Raw genomic sequence first — 17,008 nt, forward strand, 5'->3', positions numbered from 1 at the left:
AGGGAAACATTATGAAAAAGTTACTCACGATCTTATTTCTCTTAAGTGTGTCAGTACCAAGCTTTGCAAAAAGCCCTTTCTATATCGGTGGTTCAGTAAGCCAATCGTCAATTCATGCTGATGACTCACTATCTCATAGCTTAGTGGTTGGTTCGGGGCTAATCACCGGCTTAAGTTTGGAAGGTGGTTTTACGACTCATGGTAAGTTTGAGGTCAGCCAAGCAGAGCTAGAGGCTCAGTCGCTCTATGGTGCGATCAAACCCAATCTAAACTTCGGTCCACTGCAACTCTACGGCAAGATCGGTGCACACTCATGGATCATCGAAAGCTCGAATAAACCAGAATTTGATGATGACAGTTTAGACTTATTCTGGGCGGTTGGCGTGGATTATGCCGTAATGGGTCCACTGGCACTTGGCGTTGAATATACCTCGTACGAAATTGCAGGCACCACTTTGGAATCCGTCGGTGTGACAGCGGTATTGTACTTATTTTAGCCCCTAAAGATTGAAAGCATGGTGAAACAATGAGTGTTCAGCGATGTTGAACTCTCATTGCTGTTCTACAAAACTATGCTCAGCTAAAAGCGAAGGCTATCACTGTGCTTCTAAGTGACTATCCATGCTCCTCAGTTCGTTCTAAAATTATTGCCGGTCTTATCTCTACAAAGAATTAATATGTATCAAGATAAAATAGTGGTTGTGACGGGCGGTAGTCGCGGAATAGGTCAGCACCTAGCAGAGGGCTACTCTAAGCTGGGCGCTCAGGTAGTGGTTTTGGATGTTTTGCTTTCTGAGTATTCAGGGATCGATTTTATCAAGACGGATTTAGCTGACGTAGGCAGTGTAGATAAGGCATTCGAGACCATAGAGCAAAGATATGGCAAGGTTGATGTGCTAATCAACAATGGCGCGATTGCTAACTTCAATAAACCTCTGAATGAATTGAGCTACGACGAGTTTTCGCGCGTTATTGACGTTAATTTGAAAGGGGCGTTTGCTTGCTGTCGTCAGTTCATTCGCCTCAATCAAGAGCAAACTTATGGGCGAATCGTAAACATCGCATCTACTCGCTGGAACCAGAATGAGTCAGGTTGGGATGCTTATGGTGCTTCCAAAGGCGGTTTAGTATCGCTGACTCACTCTATGGCTATTTCGTTAGCGGCAAGCCCAATCACCGTTAATGCTGTGAGCCCTGGTTGGATTCAGGTTGAGGATTATCAGCAGTTGGTTGACTTCGATCATCAGCAACATCCGTCAGGTAGAGTTGGCAAAGCTCGTGATATTGTTAATGCTTGCCTTTTCTTGACTCACCCTGAGAATGATTTTATCAATGGTCATAATCTAGTGGTTGATGGCGGAATGAGTAAGAAAATGATTTATCAGGACAGTTTGCTCAACGAGTCTTAGTTGTAAACGACTTGCTCAATTATTCCATGAGTCATGCAGATTGTCGTGTCGATAAAAATTTTTTAAAAAGCTTTTCTAGAGAACTGCTTATGCGCCAGAGATAATATGCCGCAGTAATTAGCACGGATAGTCATAATGCAGGCAGTTCTCGTCTTTCTTCTTTTTCTCTTATGTTCAACGCCTTTATTTGCACAAGGTACGGAATCTAATCTGCCCGCAGAGGGCAAATCAAAATTGGTGATTGGGCGTCAAATCGATCATTACAAGTATTTGTGGACGCCTAAGCGTGGTGGTGAGGAGAACAGCACTTTTCAAGATCTAGTCGAGAGATTTGCCTCACAGCATGGGTATAGCCCTGAGTATCGCTTTTTCGCTAACCGCGATGAGATGTTTTCTGCACTCTATTTTGGCGATATCGATATGGTTTTGGGTTTTGCCAAAACGGACAATGCTGAAAAGTACTTCAATTACACTAAGCCAATTTTCAATGTACGCAGTGTTACTTGGTATCAAAACTCGGCTAAGCGAAAATTTGCAAAAGAGAGCCTTCGTTGGGGGTGTGTGCGGGGTTCGCTTTACTGCTACATGTATGAACAGCAGGGCTTCAAAAATATCTCTGCGTTCGACTCAAAGCGAGTGATGATGCGCTCGATAGCGCGTGGTGAAATTGATGCGCTTTATACCGATGTGATCACGGCGGAACAATATTTATCGGTGCGCACACCAGGTGAATGGCAAGGCGATATTGACTATTTAGCTGAATTACCTCCATTTCCGGCTGCTATTGCGACAGCCAAAAATAACACTGAGCTCCATCAGTTAGTAGAAAAGTATGTCGAGTTGTCTCGAGCTTCTTTGAAGCGAAATCAGCGAACGTTAGTCGACCCAATCGCCGAAGATATGATGTTGAAGGCTTTGGCGCTTCACTACGGACGAAGCACCATTCGATATAGTTTTGAAGAAAACATGCGTCCGTTTTCTTATATCGAAAATGGTAATCAAGTTGGCTACATTCATGACTTTATGGCGATGTTGACGCGTAAAAGTGGCATACAGTTTGTCTATGTTTCCCCAGAAGATAAGTCACCAATAGAGATGTTGAGGGATGGGGACATTGACCTTTTGCCGGGTTTTGCTCAGGATTCTAATCAAGATTTTATCTTTACTGAGTCATTTGCTTCGGTCAATTGGAAGTGTGTTGAGTCTAATTTCAAATCGGGTCGCGGTGAAGTTGCTATTTTAGATAGAACGGGTCGCTTGGTGGTGGGAGAAGCGCAGAAAGCTTTCGACGTTGTCCCTAAGATTTATCGAGAACTGGATGCTCTTCTGGATGATATGAAGAGCGGTGATGTTGATTACGCCTATATACCGTCCTATGTCGTAGATTATTATGCCTACAACACCGAAGACGAACTATTTAGTGTTTTACACTCTTCTCAAGTGAAAAAGCTCAGTATCGATTTGGTGTTAACGTTTGCTCCAGAAAGCCGCTTACTGCAAGGTATTATGAACCAAGTCGTAGCTCAGGTGAGTGATAATGAAATTGATATGTTGCACTTGAAGCACCATAAAGTCGTTGTGCAGTATGGCTACAACAAAAACAAAATTGCGTTGGTTTTATTATCAGTATTATCGCTATTTTTGTTGATTGTGGTGGCATTCCAAATCAAAGCGAGCCGTCTCTCTAAGTCATTAGTGAAAGCCGATGAGCAAGCACAGCAAGATCAGCGTCGAATGCAATGGTTGAGCGACTTACTGGATCGCCTTCCTAGTATGATTGCGATTTATGACTCCGAAGGTTCGATTGTATTGTCGAATAAAGCATTTAACCAGCATGGCATGGAATGCATGAGCTTTAAGAAGGGTCACTGCTTACTCAAAAATCAAACATACAAAATGGGTAATGATGATCACCTAGTTTGTCAGTGTAAGTTCTCGAAACGATACTTGCGTGTCATAGAGAATGAAATTGGTGGTATGAATGATGATGGTCGTTACAAGATGATGGTTTATGACGACTATACCGCGCTCGAACTGCAAAAAGATGAACTCAAGGAATCGAACCAAAAGGCACTCAAGGCGATTAAGTCGAGAGACTTGTTCCTTGCAACGGTTAGCCATGAGCTTCGCACGCCAATTTCTGCATTAATTGGTCTGATGGAGTTAATGAGTTCAAAAATCGAGAATGAAGATAACGTTGAATTGCTGACCAATGCGCAGTTATCCGCGAATCGCTTACGCTTGCTGGTTAACGATATTCTTGATATTTCCAAGATTGAAGCAAATCAGCTTCATCTTGATACTCGCAATGGCAATATCTACAGTGAGCTCGCTCCTTTGTTGCGCACGTATGAGTCTAACGCAGCAATGAAGCATTTGAATTTTGAACTGGATTGGCAGGCAACACCGTACTTTAAAGCCAAGCTTGATTGGCTCCGAGTGACGCAAATCCTGAACAATTTACTTAACAATGCGGTGAAATTTACTCAGCACGGTTCGATTAAAGTAACTTTGAAGTTATTAGAGGATCAGCTGCTTGTCACGGTAGCCGATACCGGCTGTGGCATGAATGATGAGCAACTTGGTCGTATTTTTACCCCATTTGCCCAAGGTGATGTCTCTATTACTCGCCAGTATGGTGGAACAGGTTTAGGTATGACTATCGTCAAGAGCATTGTTGATTTGATGTCGGGTGATTTGGTGGTTCAGAGTGAGTTAGGTAAAGGAACAACAATTGAGTTGTCGCTTCCTGTCTCTCACACAACGGTGCTCGAAGTGCTAGATTGCCAAGCCTATTCTTACAACGCTGACATTTTATCTTGGTTACAAGCATGGTCGATTGATGTCGATGCAAGTTATCCTTTGGTTCACAATCCTGCTGGGGGGCTGAATGTCTATCCAGATCATATCCTCGATGCCATCAACCAGCACGAGCAGGCGTTCGAAGATACGGAGTGCCATCAATCGACATTCTCCGGCAAAGTGCTTATCGCAGATGATGACCCGATCAACAGGCTACTGTTTAGTAAACAATTTGCTAAGTTAGGCGTTGATATTGTTTTAAAACATGATGGTTTAGAAGCTTATCAATATTTAGAAAACAGCCATGACACTATCGACCTTGTCATCACGGATTGCCATATGCCTAATATGGATGGTTATGAGTTGTGTCATACTATCAAGCAAAGTGAATACCTTGCTCGCTTGCCCGTTGTTGGTTGTACGGCAGAGGACTCAATACTGGTGTTTGAAAAGGCGGAAAGTGTGGGTATGGATCATGTGCTGTACAAGCCATACAGCTTTGCCGAGCTTAGCGAGATGCTGAAACATTATCTCGAAGTTCGAACGCTTGATGTTACGAATGCTGAATCACTATTGATTACCGATTTGACTTGGCTAGATGACCATCAGGGCGATGAAAAGCTCGAAATGATGCGCGTGGTCGTCGACTCATTTAAGCAAGAAAAAGCGCTGATTGAAGATGGGCAAGATCTGCAACAAGTCATTCACCGCTTGAAAGGCTCAGCATCGTTGTTGCAACTTGAAGTGCTGACAAATTTAGCGATGGAATGGGAAGAGCTCACCCAGCAAGGTATCGACACAGGTACTCACTCACTTTTAGATGAGCTCTCGAGGTTGTTGTCAGTATTTGATACTTGGCTTGCACAACACGGTTAGGGGAGTGAGCAATAAGCTCGGGCGAATCTACCACGGCAGCTAACTTGGTAGTGATTGCTTGCCGCGCAAATAAAGACCGCTTGACCTTTGTCGCACACAAGACGCTCACCGCTCGAATGCTCTAATACTATTGGTGCATCGAGCGGCAATAGGATCTCTGCGCTTGATGCATGTAGAGAGACGCTTGTGTTGTTTTGACGCTCTTGCTCTCCATAGATGCTAAAGGAGAAATCATCGACAGGGACCCGATAATGCGCACCTTGATGATCGACTTTGGGTGCGAGTAGTAATGACTCTTGGGTCTGTGGTTCGAAGCGCACACAGGAAATGAGCTCTAAAACGTCAATATGCTTATTGGTCAATCCTGCTCTGAGTACGTTGTCAGAGTTTGCCATGATTTCTAATGCGGTACCTGAGATATAGGCGTGAGGAGTACAAGCGTTAAGGAACATCGCTTCGCCGGGATTAAGAGTGATGGTGTGAAGAAAAAGCGGTGAGAATAAACCAATATCGTTTGGATACTGAGTGGCCAATTGAGTCACAAGGTCAAAGGGCTGATTGTCGCTATGAGTTTGTGCGTAGTGGGTTAGATGCTGTATTACGCGTTGTTTTGCATTCCCTGATAATGCGAGAATGTCGGCAAATAATTGCTTTAAGCCGTCACTATTGAGTTGGACCTCATACTGTTGAACTAATGGGGTAATTTCAGCAATGTTAAGTTCAGTCAGTAAGCTGTGAACCTCTCGGTGACAACGGAAGCCATTCATAGCTTGAAAAGGCGTTAATGCGTACACCAATTCAGGTTTATGATTATTATCTTTGTAGTTTCGTTTTGGATCATCGATTGCAGTAATACCCAGTGATTGCTCTTGGTCGAATCCATTTTCAGCTTGTGATTTATTGGGATGAACTTGAACTGAAAGTGCTTTTTCCGCGCTTAAAACCTTAAATAGATACGGAAGCGAACTAAATCGTTGGACTGTCTTTTTACCTAAGGTGAATAGTGGGTTTTGCTCAATAAAGTCAGACAGTAAGATGTTACTACCATCATTTTTTATTGACGAGCAACCATTCGCATGAGCCCCCATCCAAATTTCAGCTTGTGGTTGTTGAGTGTCATTTGGAATATCAAATAATTGTTTGAATGATGAAGGACTACCCCAGTCATAATTTTGAATCTTACACTCTAGTGGATAAAAATAATTCATGTTTTTCCTTATGGCTTTCATTAATATTATGGTGTCGGGTAGTAGGGTAATTACTGGATTAAGCGCGTTTAATTTAATCTAAGAGGTATTTATTTGCCCATTGCGTGGCTTGTGAACGATTTTTTACATTTATTTTCTTATATATATTGTAAATGTGCGTTTTGGCAGTCATCGGGCTAATGTCTAGTTTTGTCGCTATATCAAGATTTGAAAGTCCGTTCACGATCATTTTTAAGATCTCTTTTTGTCGATGAGTCAGTTCGCCAACGGAAAGTCTTTTTCTTTCGTGGTAGCCTCTAAAGTGGTGGATAAGTTGAGTGCTTAGTTCACGGGATACCCATATTTCACCATTAATCATGCGCTTAATCCCATCAATTAGAAACTCTATTGAGTCATTAGGTTTAAACGTGCCAACAACAGACGGCCATGAAAGAAATGCAGAATACTCTTTCTCCTCATCCACATTGAGTAGGATGATTAAGCACAAGGTGGGATTTTTTTCGAGCTTTTGTTTAAGAGTTTGGAGTTCACTTTCTTCGTTGACTAGATCTATGAGTACTAATGTTGGCTTAGTTTCATTAGTGATAAATTCAACATTATCAATTTTCTCTAAATTTAGTTCATCACAAATGACTCTTGTTAAAGCCGCACTTTGCAGAGATTCATTTCCGAAATAAAGTATTTTTTGTTTTGGTTCAAGATTCATTGAGGCTAATTTTTTATTTGCTAGTGGAAGTTAGTGGGTGTTGTTGGCTCACCCACTAACCATACTGCCAAAATTAGTTTCTCAGCATTGAGATTTAATTAGCCAAAATCATTTCTTTAAGCATTTCAGTTTTTTCTCTCATTAGTTGAACATCATTTCGACTTTCGACATTGAGTCTAACGAGTGGCTCGGTATTTGACATTCTTAAGTTAAACCTCCAAATACCTAAATCGACACTGATACCGTCGGTGTAGTCAATTTCAAAGCCGTCACGAGCAAAATGTTCAGCGATGAATTGGAGCACTTGTTTGGGTTGCTCTAACGTTAGATTGATTTCCCCTGATGCAGGATAAAGTTCCATACGTTCAGTGACTAAGCTAGACAGGCTGCATTTTTTTCGATTTAACAGGTTGAGAACGAGGATCCAAGGGATCATACCGCTATCACAGTAGTTGAAATCACGGAAGTAGTGATGCGCACTCATTTCACCACCATAAATAGCGTCCTCTGCGCGCATCCGCTCCTTGATGAACGCATGACCAGTCTTTGATTGTATGGCATCACCACCATTTTTATCGACAACATCTACGGTATTCCAAGTTAACCTAGGGTCGTGGATGATCTTACTATTTGGATGTGAATTTAAGAAAGCCTCTGCCAATAGTCCAACAATATAATAGCCTTCAATAAACTCACCATTTTCATCAAATAGGAAGCAGCGATCGAAATCACCATCCCAAGCAATACCCAAATCGGCGCTATGAGCAAGCACCGCTTCTGCGGTTGATGAACGATTTTCTTCAAGCAGTGGATTGGGAATGCCATTAGGGAATGTGCCATCCGGTGTGTAGTTTACTTTGATAAACTCGATTGGTGCCCCAAGTTGTGTCAGTGCATCTTCTATAGCATCCAATAGCGGCGCCGCAGCACCATTACCAGGGTTAATTACAACTTTCTTCGCTGACATACAACTATGGTCAAAATAGTTGACTAAGTATTTGGCGAAATCGGGTTTAATCTCCTTGAATTCAATATTCCCTTTGCGCTTCGGGTCTTTGAATATGCCAGCATAGACCAGTTGCTTGATACGATTTAACCCAGTATCACCACTAATTGGCTTACTATTGCGACCAACCAGTTTCATTCCATTGTAATCAATAGGATTGTGTGACGCGGTTACTTCGATTCCCCCACATGCATCATAATAGGGTGTCGCAAAATAAACTTCCTCAGTCCCCGCAAGACCAAGGTCGATGACATCGGCACCACTATCGGTGAGCCCTGCCATTAACGCTGCCTTAAGCGCTTCAGTTGACTCACGTATATCGCCTCCCACCACCACTTTTTTGGCACTCAGGTGCTCGGCAAATGCGCGACCAATGCGGTAAGCGATCTCTTCGTTGAGGGTTTCCCCTAACTTGCCTCGAATATCGTAGGCTTTAAAACAGGTTACTTGTTCCATGTTATTTGCCTACCTTATGAGTTTCTGACCATGTGTAAAAACGGAGCTGGTTGCATCAGTCCTGCATCATGCTTCTCGGTGGTCGAGCGACCATAGTTATCTTCGACACGCTCGATATCATCATCACCTAGATATGAACCGGTTTGAATCTCGATAAGTTCGAGTGGTATTTGACCATTGTTGGTCAGTCGATGGTACGTGGCTGGTGGAATGTAAGTTGATTGGTTTTCTGTTATGACAAAAGAGTTGTCATCCACAGTGACAATGGCGCTGCCTTTGACCACAATCCAGTGTTCTGCGCGATGATAATGGCGATGTAAAGAAAGAGAGTCTCCTGGATTAATGGTCAACTTAACCACTTTATAGCGACTGCCGTTATCGATACTGTCATTAAAGCCCCAAGGTCGATAGCTCTTAGTATGGTGAGAGCCTTCATTACGGCTTTGATGTTTGAGAGACTCAACAACTTGTTTAATGTCTTGCACGTGGTCTTTATGTGACACCATCACCGCATCTTTGGTTTCTATGACAATTGTGTCTTTAAGCCCGTTAACATTGACTAAACGGTGGTTGGCTTTGACTAGGCAGTCTTGATTGCTTTCACCAATAACGTCCCCTTGATAGACATTACCTTTATCATCTCGGATGTCATCTCGCTCTTCCCATAGGGCAGACCAACTGCCAACATCATTCCAGCCAGCGCTGAGCGGCACGATTACCGCATCTTGGGTATTCTCCATGACGGCATAATCAATTGAGATATCAGGGCAGCGACTAAAGACAGTTTTGTCAATACGGAAGAAGTCGAGATCTTTGTACTTAGAGTTGATAGCGGTACGACAGTAATCCAATACATCAGGTGTGTGTTTTTTCAGTTCATCGAGTACGACGCTTGCTTTGAATAAAAACATGCCGCTGTTCCAGTAGTATTGACCCGATTTCAAGTATTCGATGGCGGTATTAAGATCTGGTTTTTCCACGAAACGATCGACGGCGTAGGTATTATCAACCACACTTTCCCCTGACTTAACGTAACCATAACCTGTTTCAGGACCGGTCGGCTCGATACCGAATAGCACCAACTTACCCGCTTGGGCTGCATCACATGCTTGGCTTAAGGCTTGGTGGAATTTTTGCTTATCTTTGATGACGTGATCAGCAGGAAGCACGAGCATCAGTTCATCACTGAGTCCTTGATGTTCAAGTTCGAGGGCTGCCAGGGCAACAGCTGGAGCGGTATTTCTGCCCATTGGCTCAAGTAGTACTGAACGAGGATGGCATTTGATTTCAGCCAGTTGATCTTTAACAATAAATCTGTGGTCTTCACTACAAATAAAAATTGGATTCTCATCGCTACCACTCGGGAGCCTTAAAACCGTGTCTTGAAGCAGCGAGAAATCGCTAACTAAACTAATAAATTGCTTTGGGAAATCCTTACGTGAAAGAGGCCACATCCTAGAGCCACTGCCGCCTGACAGAATTACGGGAACCATAATTATTCCTTATTTTGGTAATATGTTGAATGATAAAAAAGAAAACCTAAATCTCCGCCTAAGCGTGTTGAGCGTAGATTGTCTGATAGGTTTATAACGTCATGAATTTGTCTCTCTTGCGCTGAAGAGTATGTAAGGTAGGGTGCGAGCCAAGCGCTACGACCATTTATTGTTATATTTGCATCAATCTGTTCGACACCAGTTTGATGTTCGAAAACGGGGTTACTCATTGCATGGTTGAAGAGATTCGTGGTTAATCGCTCAATCTGATGCCTATGAGCATCATAGACAGCGGGGCTGTTTTGTTTAATGAACAGTCCGAGCATCGCCAGTGGTTGCATTGCAAAATTATGATAGTTGGCAGCCCGTTGTTTCCTTTTGATTTCGTTAGGCAAAAAGCCATTGGCATCTATCTGTTTAGCTGCGTAAACAAAACCCGCTAGTGCCCAATGATAGAGTTCAGAGTCATTTAAAACGGCTGCGGAAGCCATTACAGCCCAAGCCGCCCAATAATCGTGATTATTGATCTGTGTGGGTTTGCGATTTGAATAGTCCTCGACAACTTGCCACGCCAGTTTTGATAACCAACTTTTTATCTGTTCATCTTGCGGTGACGGAATTTGGGCTGCGTAATTGGTTCGTACTTTCAGGTAGTTACTTGCGACGGTCGCTAGCGTCCATTTTTTGATGGCTTTGCCAACATAATTGACTTGTTCGCTTGAAGCAATCGAACTGGATTTCGCCCAATTTTCTAAGTTAGCTAAATAACAACTTAGATCGTTTTCTGCGGGTGATGCAATTAGCCTATCGGCTAGTTTAGTTGTATAAGAACTGAACTTATTTATACCGAGAGTTTCTTGTCTATATTTTTTGTCTAAGCTGGCGACAACTTGGCTCTTGTTTGGATCATTTTTGCGATATTTACTATTAAATATCAATGTTCCTTGATAGGGCGGAATCATGATGCACGGCACTGGTTTCGGGCTCATCGGTGCCATTTGGATAATGTAGCCTGGCGGAACATCAACATGCACCACGCTCGCATCAGTGCTGCAAGCAGTAACGAAAAAAGTCACAAGAGCCAATGTGCTGTGTCGCCAGGTCATTATTAGGCTCCCCTTGAGGTATCTAAGCAGACAGAACCCGAGATTTGGGTTATTGCAGACGATGTCGAATTGATATCAATTAAATCGACAGCAAGAATTTTTCCCAATTTGTCAGTTTGCTTCTCTGCCAGATCGAAGACGAAGCGCCCATTTTTGTGTCGATTGCGCGTTGAGCTTAAGTAGACTTTTGTTTTGCGACCGGATGCGTGCCATATCAGCAATCTCAGCGACTTAGTGTCTGCTACTCCAGTATCTAGATCAATGACGAGTTGAGATGGATAGTAATTGAGCAGGCTTGGTGCAAAAATCAGTTCTTTCTTTTGCTTCCCTTCCAACGTTGAGTTGAATGTCGTTAGCTTAGGTTTGTTTTGGCAACCATTATCCGCCATTGGGAGCATGTGTTGTAAACGTTCAGGGCTAGTAGGGTCGTAGTGAGATAGTAACTCCCAAATGATGATTCTGTGGGTATCACTACCGTCATCATCTGTTTGTAGAAATTGCAACCAAGCGCCATACTCAGCCCCCCCACTGACTGCAAAGTTCGCAACATCTCTTTCAAGTGCTTCTTTTAGGAAACCTTCAAAATTGTAAGCTAAGCCATTCGAATAACTTGTACCAATAAGGTAAATCTGGGGCTCTGCGGTTGCGAATAGATCAACTTCTTCGTCTGGTACTGTTTCATAACGTGTCGTTGTCTCATTAACAAACGAGTAACCACAAATGCTCTTGAGTACAGTATTGAACGTTGAGCTTGAAAGTTGGTAGTCCCCGGTCTCACGTGTTTCATATTTGCTTTGAGACTTAGGAATGTGCTGTATTAGATTATGTTCCTCGAGATAATTGGCAATGACATTAGCGGCATGCATCGCGCCTTCAGGTCGCCAGTGGATATCACGATGGAAATAATAGTTAGGCTCTACAGAGTCCATATCCTGAGAAAGGTCAGGAGCATGAATGCCTTCCTGTTTATACAGGTTTAATATCGCATGATATTGATCTCGAAGATCTTGTTTTGATGAATACTCACCATTGAACCAGCGATTTTTTTCCAAGGTCCTCGGTGGTGTATGAGCAATGACAATGGTTGCATTTAAACGTTGCTCTACGGTATCAATAAAGCGTTTAAGTTGTTTGATACTTTGGCGGTCAATTCGTTTTGATAACTCTCGTTGACCACCAGCGATCCAGTTTCCTGAGTCGAGTACTAAGGGAAACATGTTTCTAGTGTACTCAGTATTGTAGTTGTCTTTATCCGCAGCGGCGTCGCAGAGTCCTCTCGCTACTTCAACATCGTAGGTTGGATTGGCGGCGGCTTTAAAGCTGACCACTAGTAAAAAAATGAACATGTAAAACGTTTTCATGATTACCACTCAGAATCAGCACTGATAGCTTTGGTACCCCAAGCTGTTTGAAATGCGACAATGTCACTGGCATAGCCGCGTTTTAGTGATACGCGGTTAATCTCTGCAACCGGCGTTTGGGCACTGTCTTTGATTAGGAAATTTAGCTTCATCGGATTGACTTCCCGTTCGATGGCTTGGTGTTTTCCAAGGTTCTCAAACACAGGTTTATTGCTTTGGGTTGTGAGGGATAGAGATTGATCGGAAATATTAATAAAGGCGATTCGCGCCGCTTTTTTACTGGCATTTTTAGCTTGTTCTACAAAACGAAGCTCATTGTTGAGAATGAAGAAGGTGAACTTTCGATTACTAGGGATAGTGAGTGTTTTTTCAATGCCACCAACGGTGAGTAAGTAACTACCTGCATCAAGCGCGATATAAGGAGAAGCCGAATAGGCTGGGGTTGGTTTGGTTTTTTTGCCGTTAACTTTCAGGGTCTGACTATCGTTATCAGTATTGACAAGACGAACAAAACTCGAGTCCTTACTTGGTTTAGGATCATAAAGGGCAGCATCATCCGCTGATACTTGGAAGGCGAAGAATAAGCTCAACGTAAAAAGAGCGTTGATGAATTTCATGAGTGGTCTCCTTGCATACTCATATAGAATTGTTGGGATTCGAAATAACGGATGGGTATTTCCCAAATAATGGTCTTAACGCCCCCTTCGAGTAGTGAAGTATCGTTAAGAACATGAAGCATTGGTTTAAAAGGACCTTCTCCTGCAACGGACATGTTAATTAAGTCCTGACTGGCGGCTTCACGTAAAAAGCCAGGGAAATTCCAATTAGGATTCGCACTGTAGCTAGTGCCAACTAAAACAAGTTCAGGAGGAGGTTGGTCACCAAATAGCGCATCTTCATTATTTGCCTCTGGTGCGGTGCGATAGATAGACAAACTATCAGGAGAAGGTCCCAAAGATTTGAAATAGGGATAGACCGGAATAAAGTTGAGTAAGTCACCTCGGAACTCTTGAGTTTCAATTAACTGCGAAAGATAGGGTGTCTCCCCTTTACTTAATTGCTGGTTCGCTAAAGCAGTCGCGGCGACTTTTGCTCCGACCGGGCTCCAGTGCGTGTCGGTTTTCAAATAGAGTTCTGAATGGTCACTATGGTTGCTAAATATAGAAAATAGGTCGAGGTACTCAACTTGAATGGCATCCAATGAGTGAGTGACTCGCAATCTTAATTGCTCGCCTCTTAGCTGTTGCTTTGGGGATAGGTGAGAGTAAATTTCGGCTTTCTCGGGGATAAGCATTATCTTTAATGTGACATTAAGCCGTTGAAGCGTTTCTGCTGTATCCTGGATAAAAGCGATGTTTCCCGCCAATCGTGACTCAACAGGTAGCTCATACTCCTCTTGGCTGAATAACCAACCATCAGTTCCTATGACTACTCCTGTCATTCCCTCATCTAGCAACACGTAGTCAAGCATTGCCCAAAGATTTTTTGACCATTCGGATAGAATGGAATGATCATCGTAGAGAGTCTCTATGGCTCTTGTACGCTCTCCATTAAGGATATTGCCTTGAATAGGTTGCTTAGGTATCTGATATAAGTTGCCAATGCAAACCAAGCTGATAAACAGCATAAAGATGAGCGAGGAAGTTTTGAGATAGATATCTTTCATCATTAGCCTCAGAACTGGAAATAGAGGAATGGCGAGTAAGCTGAAGCGATAAGCTTGCTCACGGATAATGCAAACAAACCTAATACTAATGCGGGCTTCATAAGATTCGGCATACTCATTGAAATGTGATTAAAACGGGTCGCTAAGTTTTCAATCAATATGTAACCGATACCGACGGCTAAAAAGCAGGTTGCACGATAAGAGGGGTTAAGTTGCACGGCTAGATCATCGATGGCTGAAAAATCGAACATAACCACGTAGTATTCGAATGCCTGCTGCACATCATTAGCACGAAAGGCTACCCAGCCTATAATGACGATTAACATGGTTAGACTAAAACGAACCAACTTAAGCTTTTCCCCTTTTGACCAACCCGTTACTCTTTCTAGTGCGAGGATCGAGCCATGTAGCGTCCCCCAAAGAATGAATGTCCAGTTAGCGCCATGCCAAAGTCCTCCTAGTAACATAGTGAGAAGAAGGTTGCGATAAGTCAGCAGGTTACTGCCTCGGCTTCCGCCAAGTGGAATGTAGAGATAATCTCTTAACCATGTCGAAAGGCTGATGTGCCAGCGGCGCCAAAATTCGGTGATACTTAAACTGACATAGGGGCGGTTAAAGTTCTGAATAAAGCGAAACCCCATCATTAGCCCTAAGCCACATGCCATATCGCTGTAACCGGAAAAATCAAAGTAGAGCTGAATAGAGTAGGCTATCGCTCCTAGCCAGGCATCGGCAAATGAAGGTTCGGAGAGCAAGAAGCTTTCATCGGCAATCGCTGCCACAGAGTCAGCTATCAATACTTTCTTGATGAAGCCAATCATAAATAGCAGCACGCCCTCACCGAAAAGCGCAAAGCTATGTGTGCGCGAGGCAAATTGTTCTGCGACGTCTTTATAACGTAGCACCGGTCCAGCGATAAGCTGTGGGAATAGGGCGATGAATGCCGCAAAGTCGATTAGCCGAGTGGTGACTGGAACATCTTTTCTATATACGTCTACAACATAGCTTATTGCTTGGAAAATATAGAACGAAATTCCGATGGGTAGAATGATATTCGCCAGTGGAAGAGGAGATGCGCCTAGCGATGTGAGTACGCTGTTGAGGCTTTCAACGCCGAAGTTGGCATACTTAAAATAAGCCAATGTTGATAAGTTACCCGCAATAGCCAGTGTTAACCACTGCTTCGCTTTTTTCCTATTCGTCCCAATATGTTGTGACACTTTGAGCGCTAAGCAGTAGTTCCATAGTGTCACGGCAATGAATAAGGCTAGAAAATCAACTCGCCACCAAGCATAAAAACTGTAGCTACCTACCAAGATCACCCAGGACTTGAGTCGAAAAGGAACAACATAGTAGATCGCCAAGAATATAGGTAAAAACAGAAATAGAAATACAGACGAAGAAAAGACCATAAATCAATCCTTATTTTTTTGAATTTGCAATGCGGTGGCGTCATTGACGTTTTGTGCAAAGACTTCAAAAAATGGTTTTAGGTCACCGAGAAAGTTCGCATTGTAACTATTGCCATTTTCGCCGAAGGAGATGTTGCCAAGCGTGGTAAACTCGAAGTCACTAACGTTTATTGCCGCGCTTTTGTTGGCAACTATGCTTCCACCAGATGCGGTGAATGACACTTTGGCAGTGAAAGGATCCAGGGTTAGGTCACGGTGAGTGTGCTCAGACAGGTTATTGGTATGCCCATAAATTCCAGCCCCCCCATTGGCAATTAACTTATTGTCGTACAAAGAGATATTTTGACTATTGCGGATATTAATGCCGTGCTCTTGATTGTTATAGACAAGATTATTGATGACAAAATTGTTGTCGCTTTCTTGTAGGGTAATGCCATCACCACCGTTGTCGAATGCGCGATTATTCACGATAAGGTTGTTTACTGACGAGCGGTCCAGCATTATGCCCGAGCGTTTGTTATTGAAGCTGATGTTGTCAAAGATAAAGCTATTATTCACTTCGCGAGAGATAATGATGCCATGCTTTTGCAGCGTACCATGTGTGATATTTTTTGCGATGATAAGTCGCTCTGAGTAGTCATGGGGGTCAATACCATAGACTACATTGGCGATATATTCGTTGCCCAAAATGACGACGTCTTCCGCCTTGTAACAGTAAAATCCATAGTAAACATCAATGAAATCGTTATTGACTAGATAACCAGTTGCCTTGGTATTACTGATCCAAGGTCTCTGCTTGAGTTCTTGCTCGCTGAGATATTGTGTCGTGAGGGATATGCCATAGGCTTTAGAACTGAAATAGCCCAAGCTTTCAAAACTGGAATTGTAGAAGAAGGTTTTTGAGCCATTCCACACGCTATAAAATGCACGGTAGTCGCTTTTATTTCCGGACCAATATGAAGGGCTATTGGTGGATTCGCGCCATGAGTTGATTGTTGCATCAAGAACAAAAAACTCTCCGCCACCGACTAAGAAGGTGCGTCGTTCTTCTGACAGCCTAAGTTCTTCTCCGTCATCTATAAGGATTGCAGCATCACCTCTTACCAAAATAGGGAATCGAGCAAGGTAGGTGTTTGGCTTGCTTTCATCTGGGATCAGTGCATGCGGAAATTTCGCTGCAATATCTTCTAAGCTGGCTAAGCCATTTTCAATTACAAGGATTTGCGGTACCGCTCCTTGATCTTGAGCTTGCTGAGTCATATCGGTAATTAATTGAAAACGCCTTAATAACCCTTGCTCGGGTAATCGTTGTAATGTGATTTCTGCTTGATGCGACCATGAAGACAATTGTTCATGGAAAAAAGCTTGGTTGTAGCGGGAAATATCTGGCAATTCCGGTGAAACCTTAGGAGGTGTGTCAACTGGTTGGCTTGAATAGGGGGTTTGTTGCCCCGCGATCACGCAAAAGGGTAGTAAGCTTGAGAGTAAGAGTGTCGATTTTAACATT

At 43.0% G+C, this 17,008-nt stretch carries 13 protein-coding genes; 3 read left to right on the forward strand and 10 right to left on the reverse strand.

Annotated features, from left to right (window positions below):
• Positions 1-11 precede the first annotated feature (11 nt).
• From GZN30_RS16770 to GZN30_RS16780, 3 genes are all read left to right on the forward strand, one after another.
• Complete coding sequence (locus GZN30_RS16770; RefSeq protein WP_075652401.1) at positions 12-497, forward strand: outer membrane beta-barrel protein; 486 nt, start codon at positions 12-14, stop codon at positions 495-497.
• Between the two features lie 180 nt (positions 498-677).
• The gene (locus GZN30_RS16775) at positions 678-1,409 is read left to right on the forward strand and encodes an SDR family NAD(P)-dependent oxidoreductase (protein ID WP_075652400.1); all 732 of its coding nucleotides are present in this window, start codon (positions 678-680) and stop codon (positions 1,407-1,409) included.
• A gap of 135 nt (positions 1,410-1,544) precedes the next feature.
• Positions 1,545-5,087 (forward strand): ATP-binding protein, encoded by a 3,543-nt coding sequence (locus GZN30_RS16780; protein WP_075652399.1) that lies wholly within the window; start codon positions 1,545-1,547, stop codon positions 5,085-5,087.
• On the opposite strand, the gene manA is transcribed toward GZN30_RS16780, so the two are convergent.
• The 10 genes from manA to GZN30_RS16830 all read right to left on the reverse strand — a co-directional run bounded on the left by manA (position 5,084) and on the right by GZN30_RS16830 (position 17,007).
• Positions 5,084-6,295 carry a mannose-6-phosphate isomerase, class I gene (manA, locus tag GZN30_RS16785; protein ID WP_139312284.1) on the reverse strand — a complete coding sequence of 404 codons (1,212 nt, stop codon included), beginning with the start codon at positions 6,293-6,295 and terminating at the stop codon, positions 5,084-5,086. The two genes, GZN30_RS16780 and manA, sit on opposite strands and share 4 nt — an antisense overlap.
• Positions 6,296-6,368: 73 nt before the next feature.
• Entirely contained in the window at positions 6,369-7,001 is a 633-nt protein-coding gene (locus GZN30_RS16790) for a LuxR C-terminal-related transcriptional regulator (protein WP_075652397.1), read from the reverse strand.
• A 94-nt stretch (positions 7,002-7,095) separates the two neighbouring features.
• Entirely contained in the window at positions 7,096-8,463 is a 1,368-nt protein-coding gene (locus GZN30_RS16795; RefSeq protein WP_075652396.1) for a phosphohexomutase domain-containing protein, read from the reverse strand.
• Between the two features lie 14 nt (positions 8,464-8,477).
• Entirely contained in the window at positions 8,478-9,959 is a 1,482-nt protein-coding gene (locus tag GZN30_RS16800; RefSeq protein ID WP_269472810.1) for a mannose-1-phosphate guanylyltransferase/mannose-6-phosphate isomerase, read from the reverse strand.
• Complete coding sequence (locus GZN30_RS16805; RefSeq protein ID WP_075652394.1) at positions 9,959-11,062, reverse strand: alginate lyase family protein; 1,104 nt, start codon at positions 11,060-11,062, stop codon at positions 9,959-9,961. The genes GZN30_RS16800 and GZN30_RS16805 overlap by 1 nt, the downstream gene beginning before the upstream one ends.
• A gap of 2 nt (positions 11,063-11,064) precedes the next feature.
• Positions 11,065-12,423 (reverse strand): alginate O-acetyltransferase AlgX-related protein, encoded by a 1,359-nt coding sequence (locus GZN30_RS16810; protein ID WP_075652393.1) that lies wholly within the window; start codon positions 12,421-12,423, stop codon positions 11,065-11,067.
• A gap of 2 nt (positions 12,424-12,425) precedes the next feature.
• Positions 12,426-13,040 carry an alginate O-acetyltransferase AlgF gene (locus GZN30_RS16815; protein ID WP_075652392.1) on the reverse strand — a complete coding sequence of 205 codons (615 nt, stop codon included), beginning with the start codon at positions 13,038-13,040 and terminating at the stop codon, positions 12,426-12,428.
• Positions 13,037-14,089, reverse strand: coding sequence for an alginate O-acetyltransferase AlgX-related protein (locus GZN30_RS16820; RefSeq protein WP_075652391.1), 1,053 nt, complete (start codon positions 14,087-14,089; stop codon positions 13,037-13,039). The genes GZN30_RS16815 and GZN30_RS16820 overlap by 4 nt, the downstream gene beginning before the upstream one ends.
• Positions 14,090-14,097: 8 nt before the next feature.
• Positions 14,098-15,501 carry an MBOAT family O-acyltransferase gene (locus GZN30_RS16825; RefSeq protein WP_075652390.1) on the reverse strand — a complete coding sequence of 468 codons (1,404 nt, stop codon included), beginning with the start codon at positions 15,499-15,501 and terminating at the stop codon, positions 14,098-14,100.
• A gap of 3 nt (positions 15,502-15,504) precedes the next feature.
• On the reverse strand, positions 15,505-17,007 hold the full coding sequence (locus GZN30_RS16830; RefSeq protein WP_075652389.1) for a right-handed parallel beta-helix repeat-containing protein: 1,503 nt from the start codon (positions 17,005-17,007) through the stop codon (positions 15,505-15,507).
• Between the last annotated feature and the right edge of the window lies 1 nt (position 17,008).

This window comes from Vibrio ponticus, assembly GCF_009938225.1.
In the GTDB taxonomy this organism is placed as follows: domain Bacteria; phylum Pseudomonadota; class Gammaproteobacteria; order Enterobacterales; family Vibrionaceae; genus Vibrio; species Vibrio ponticus.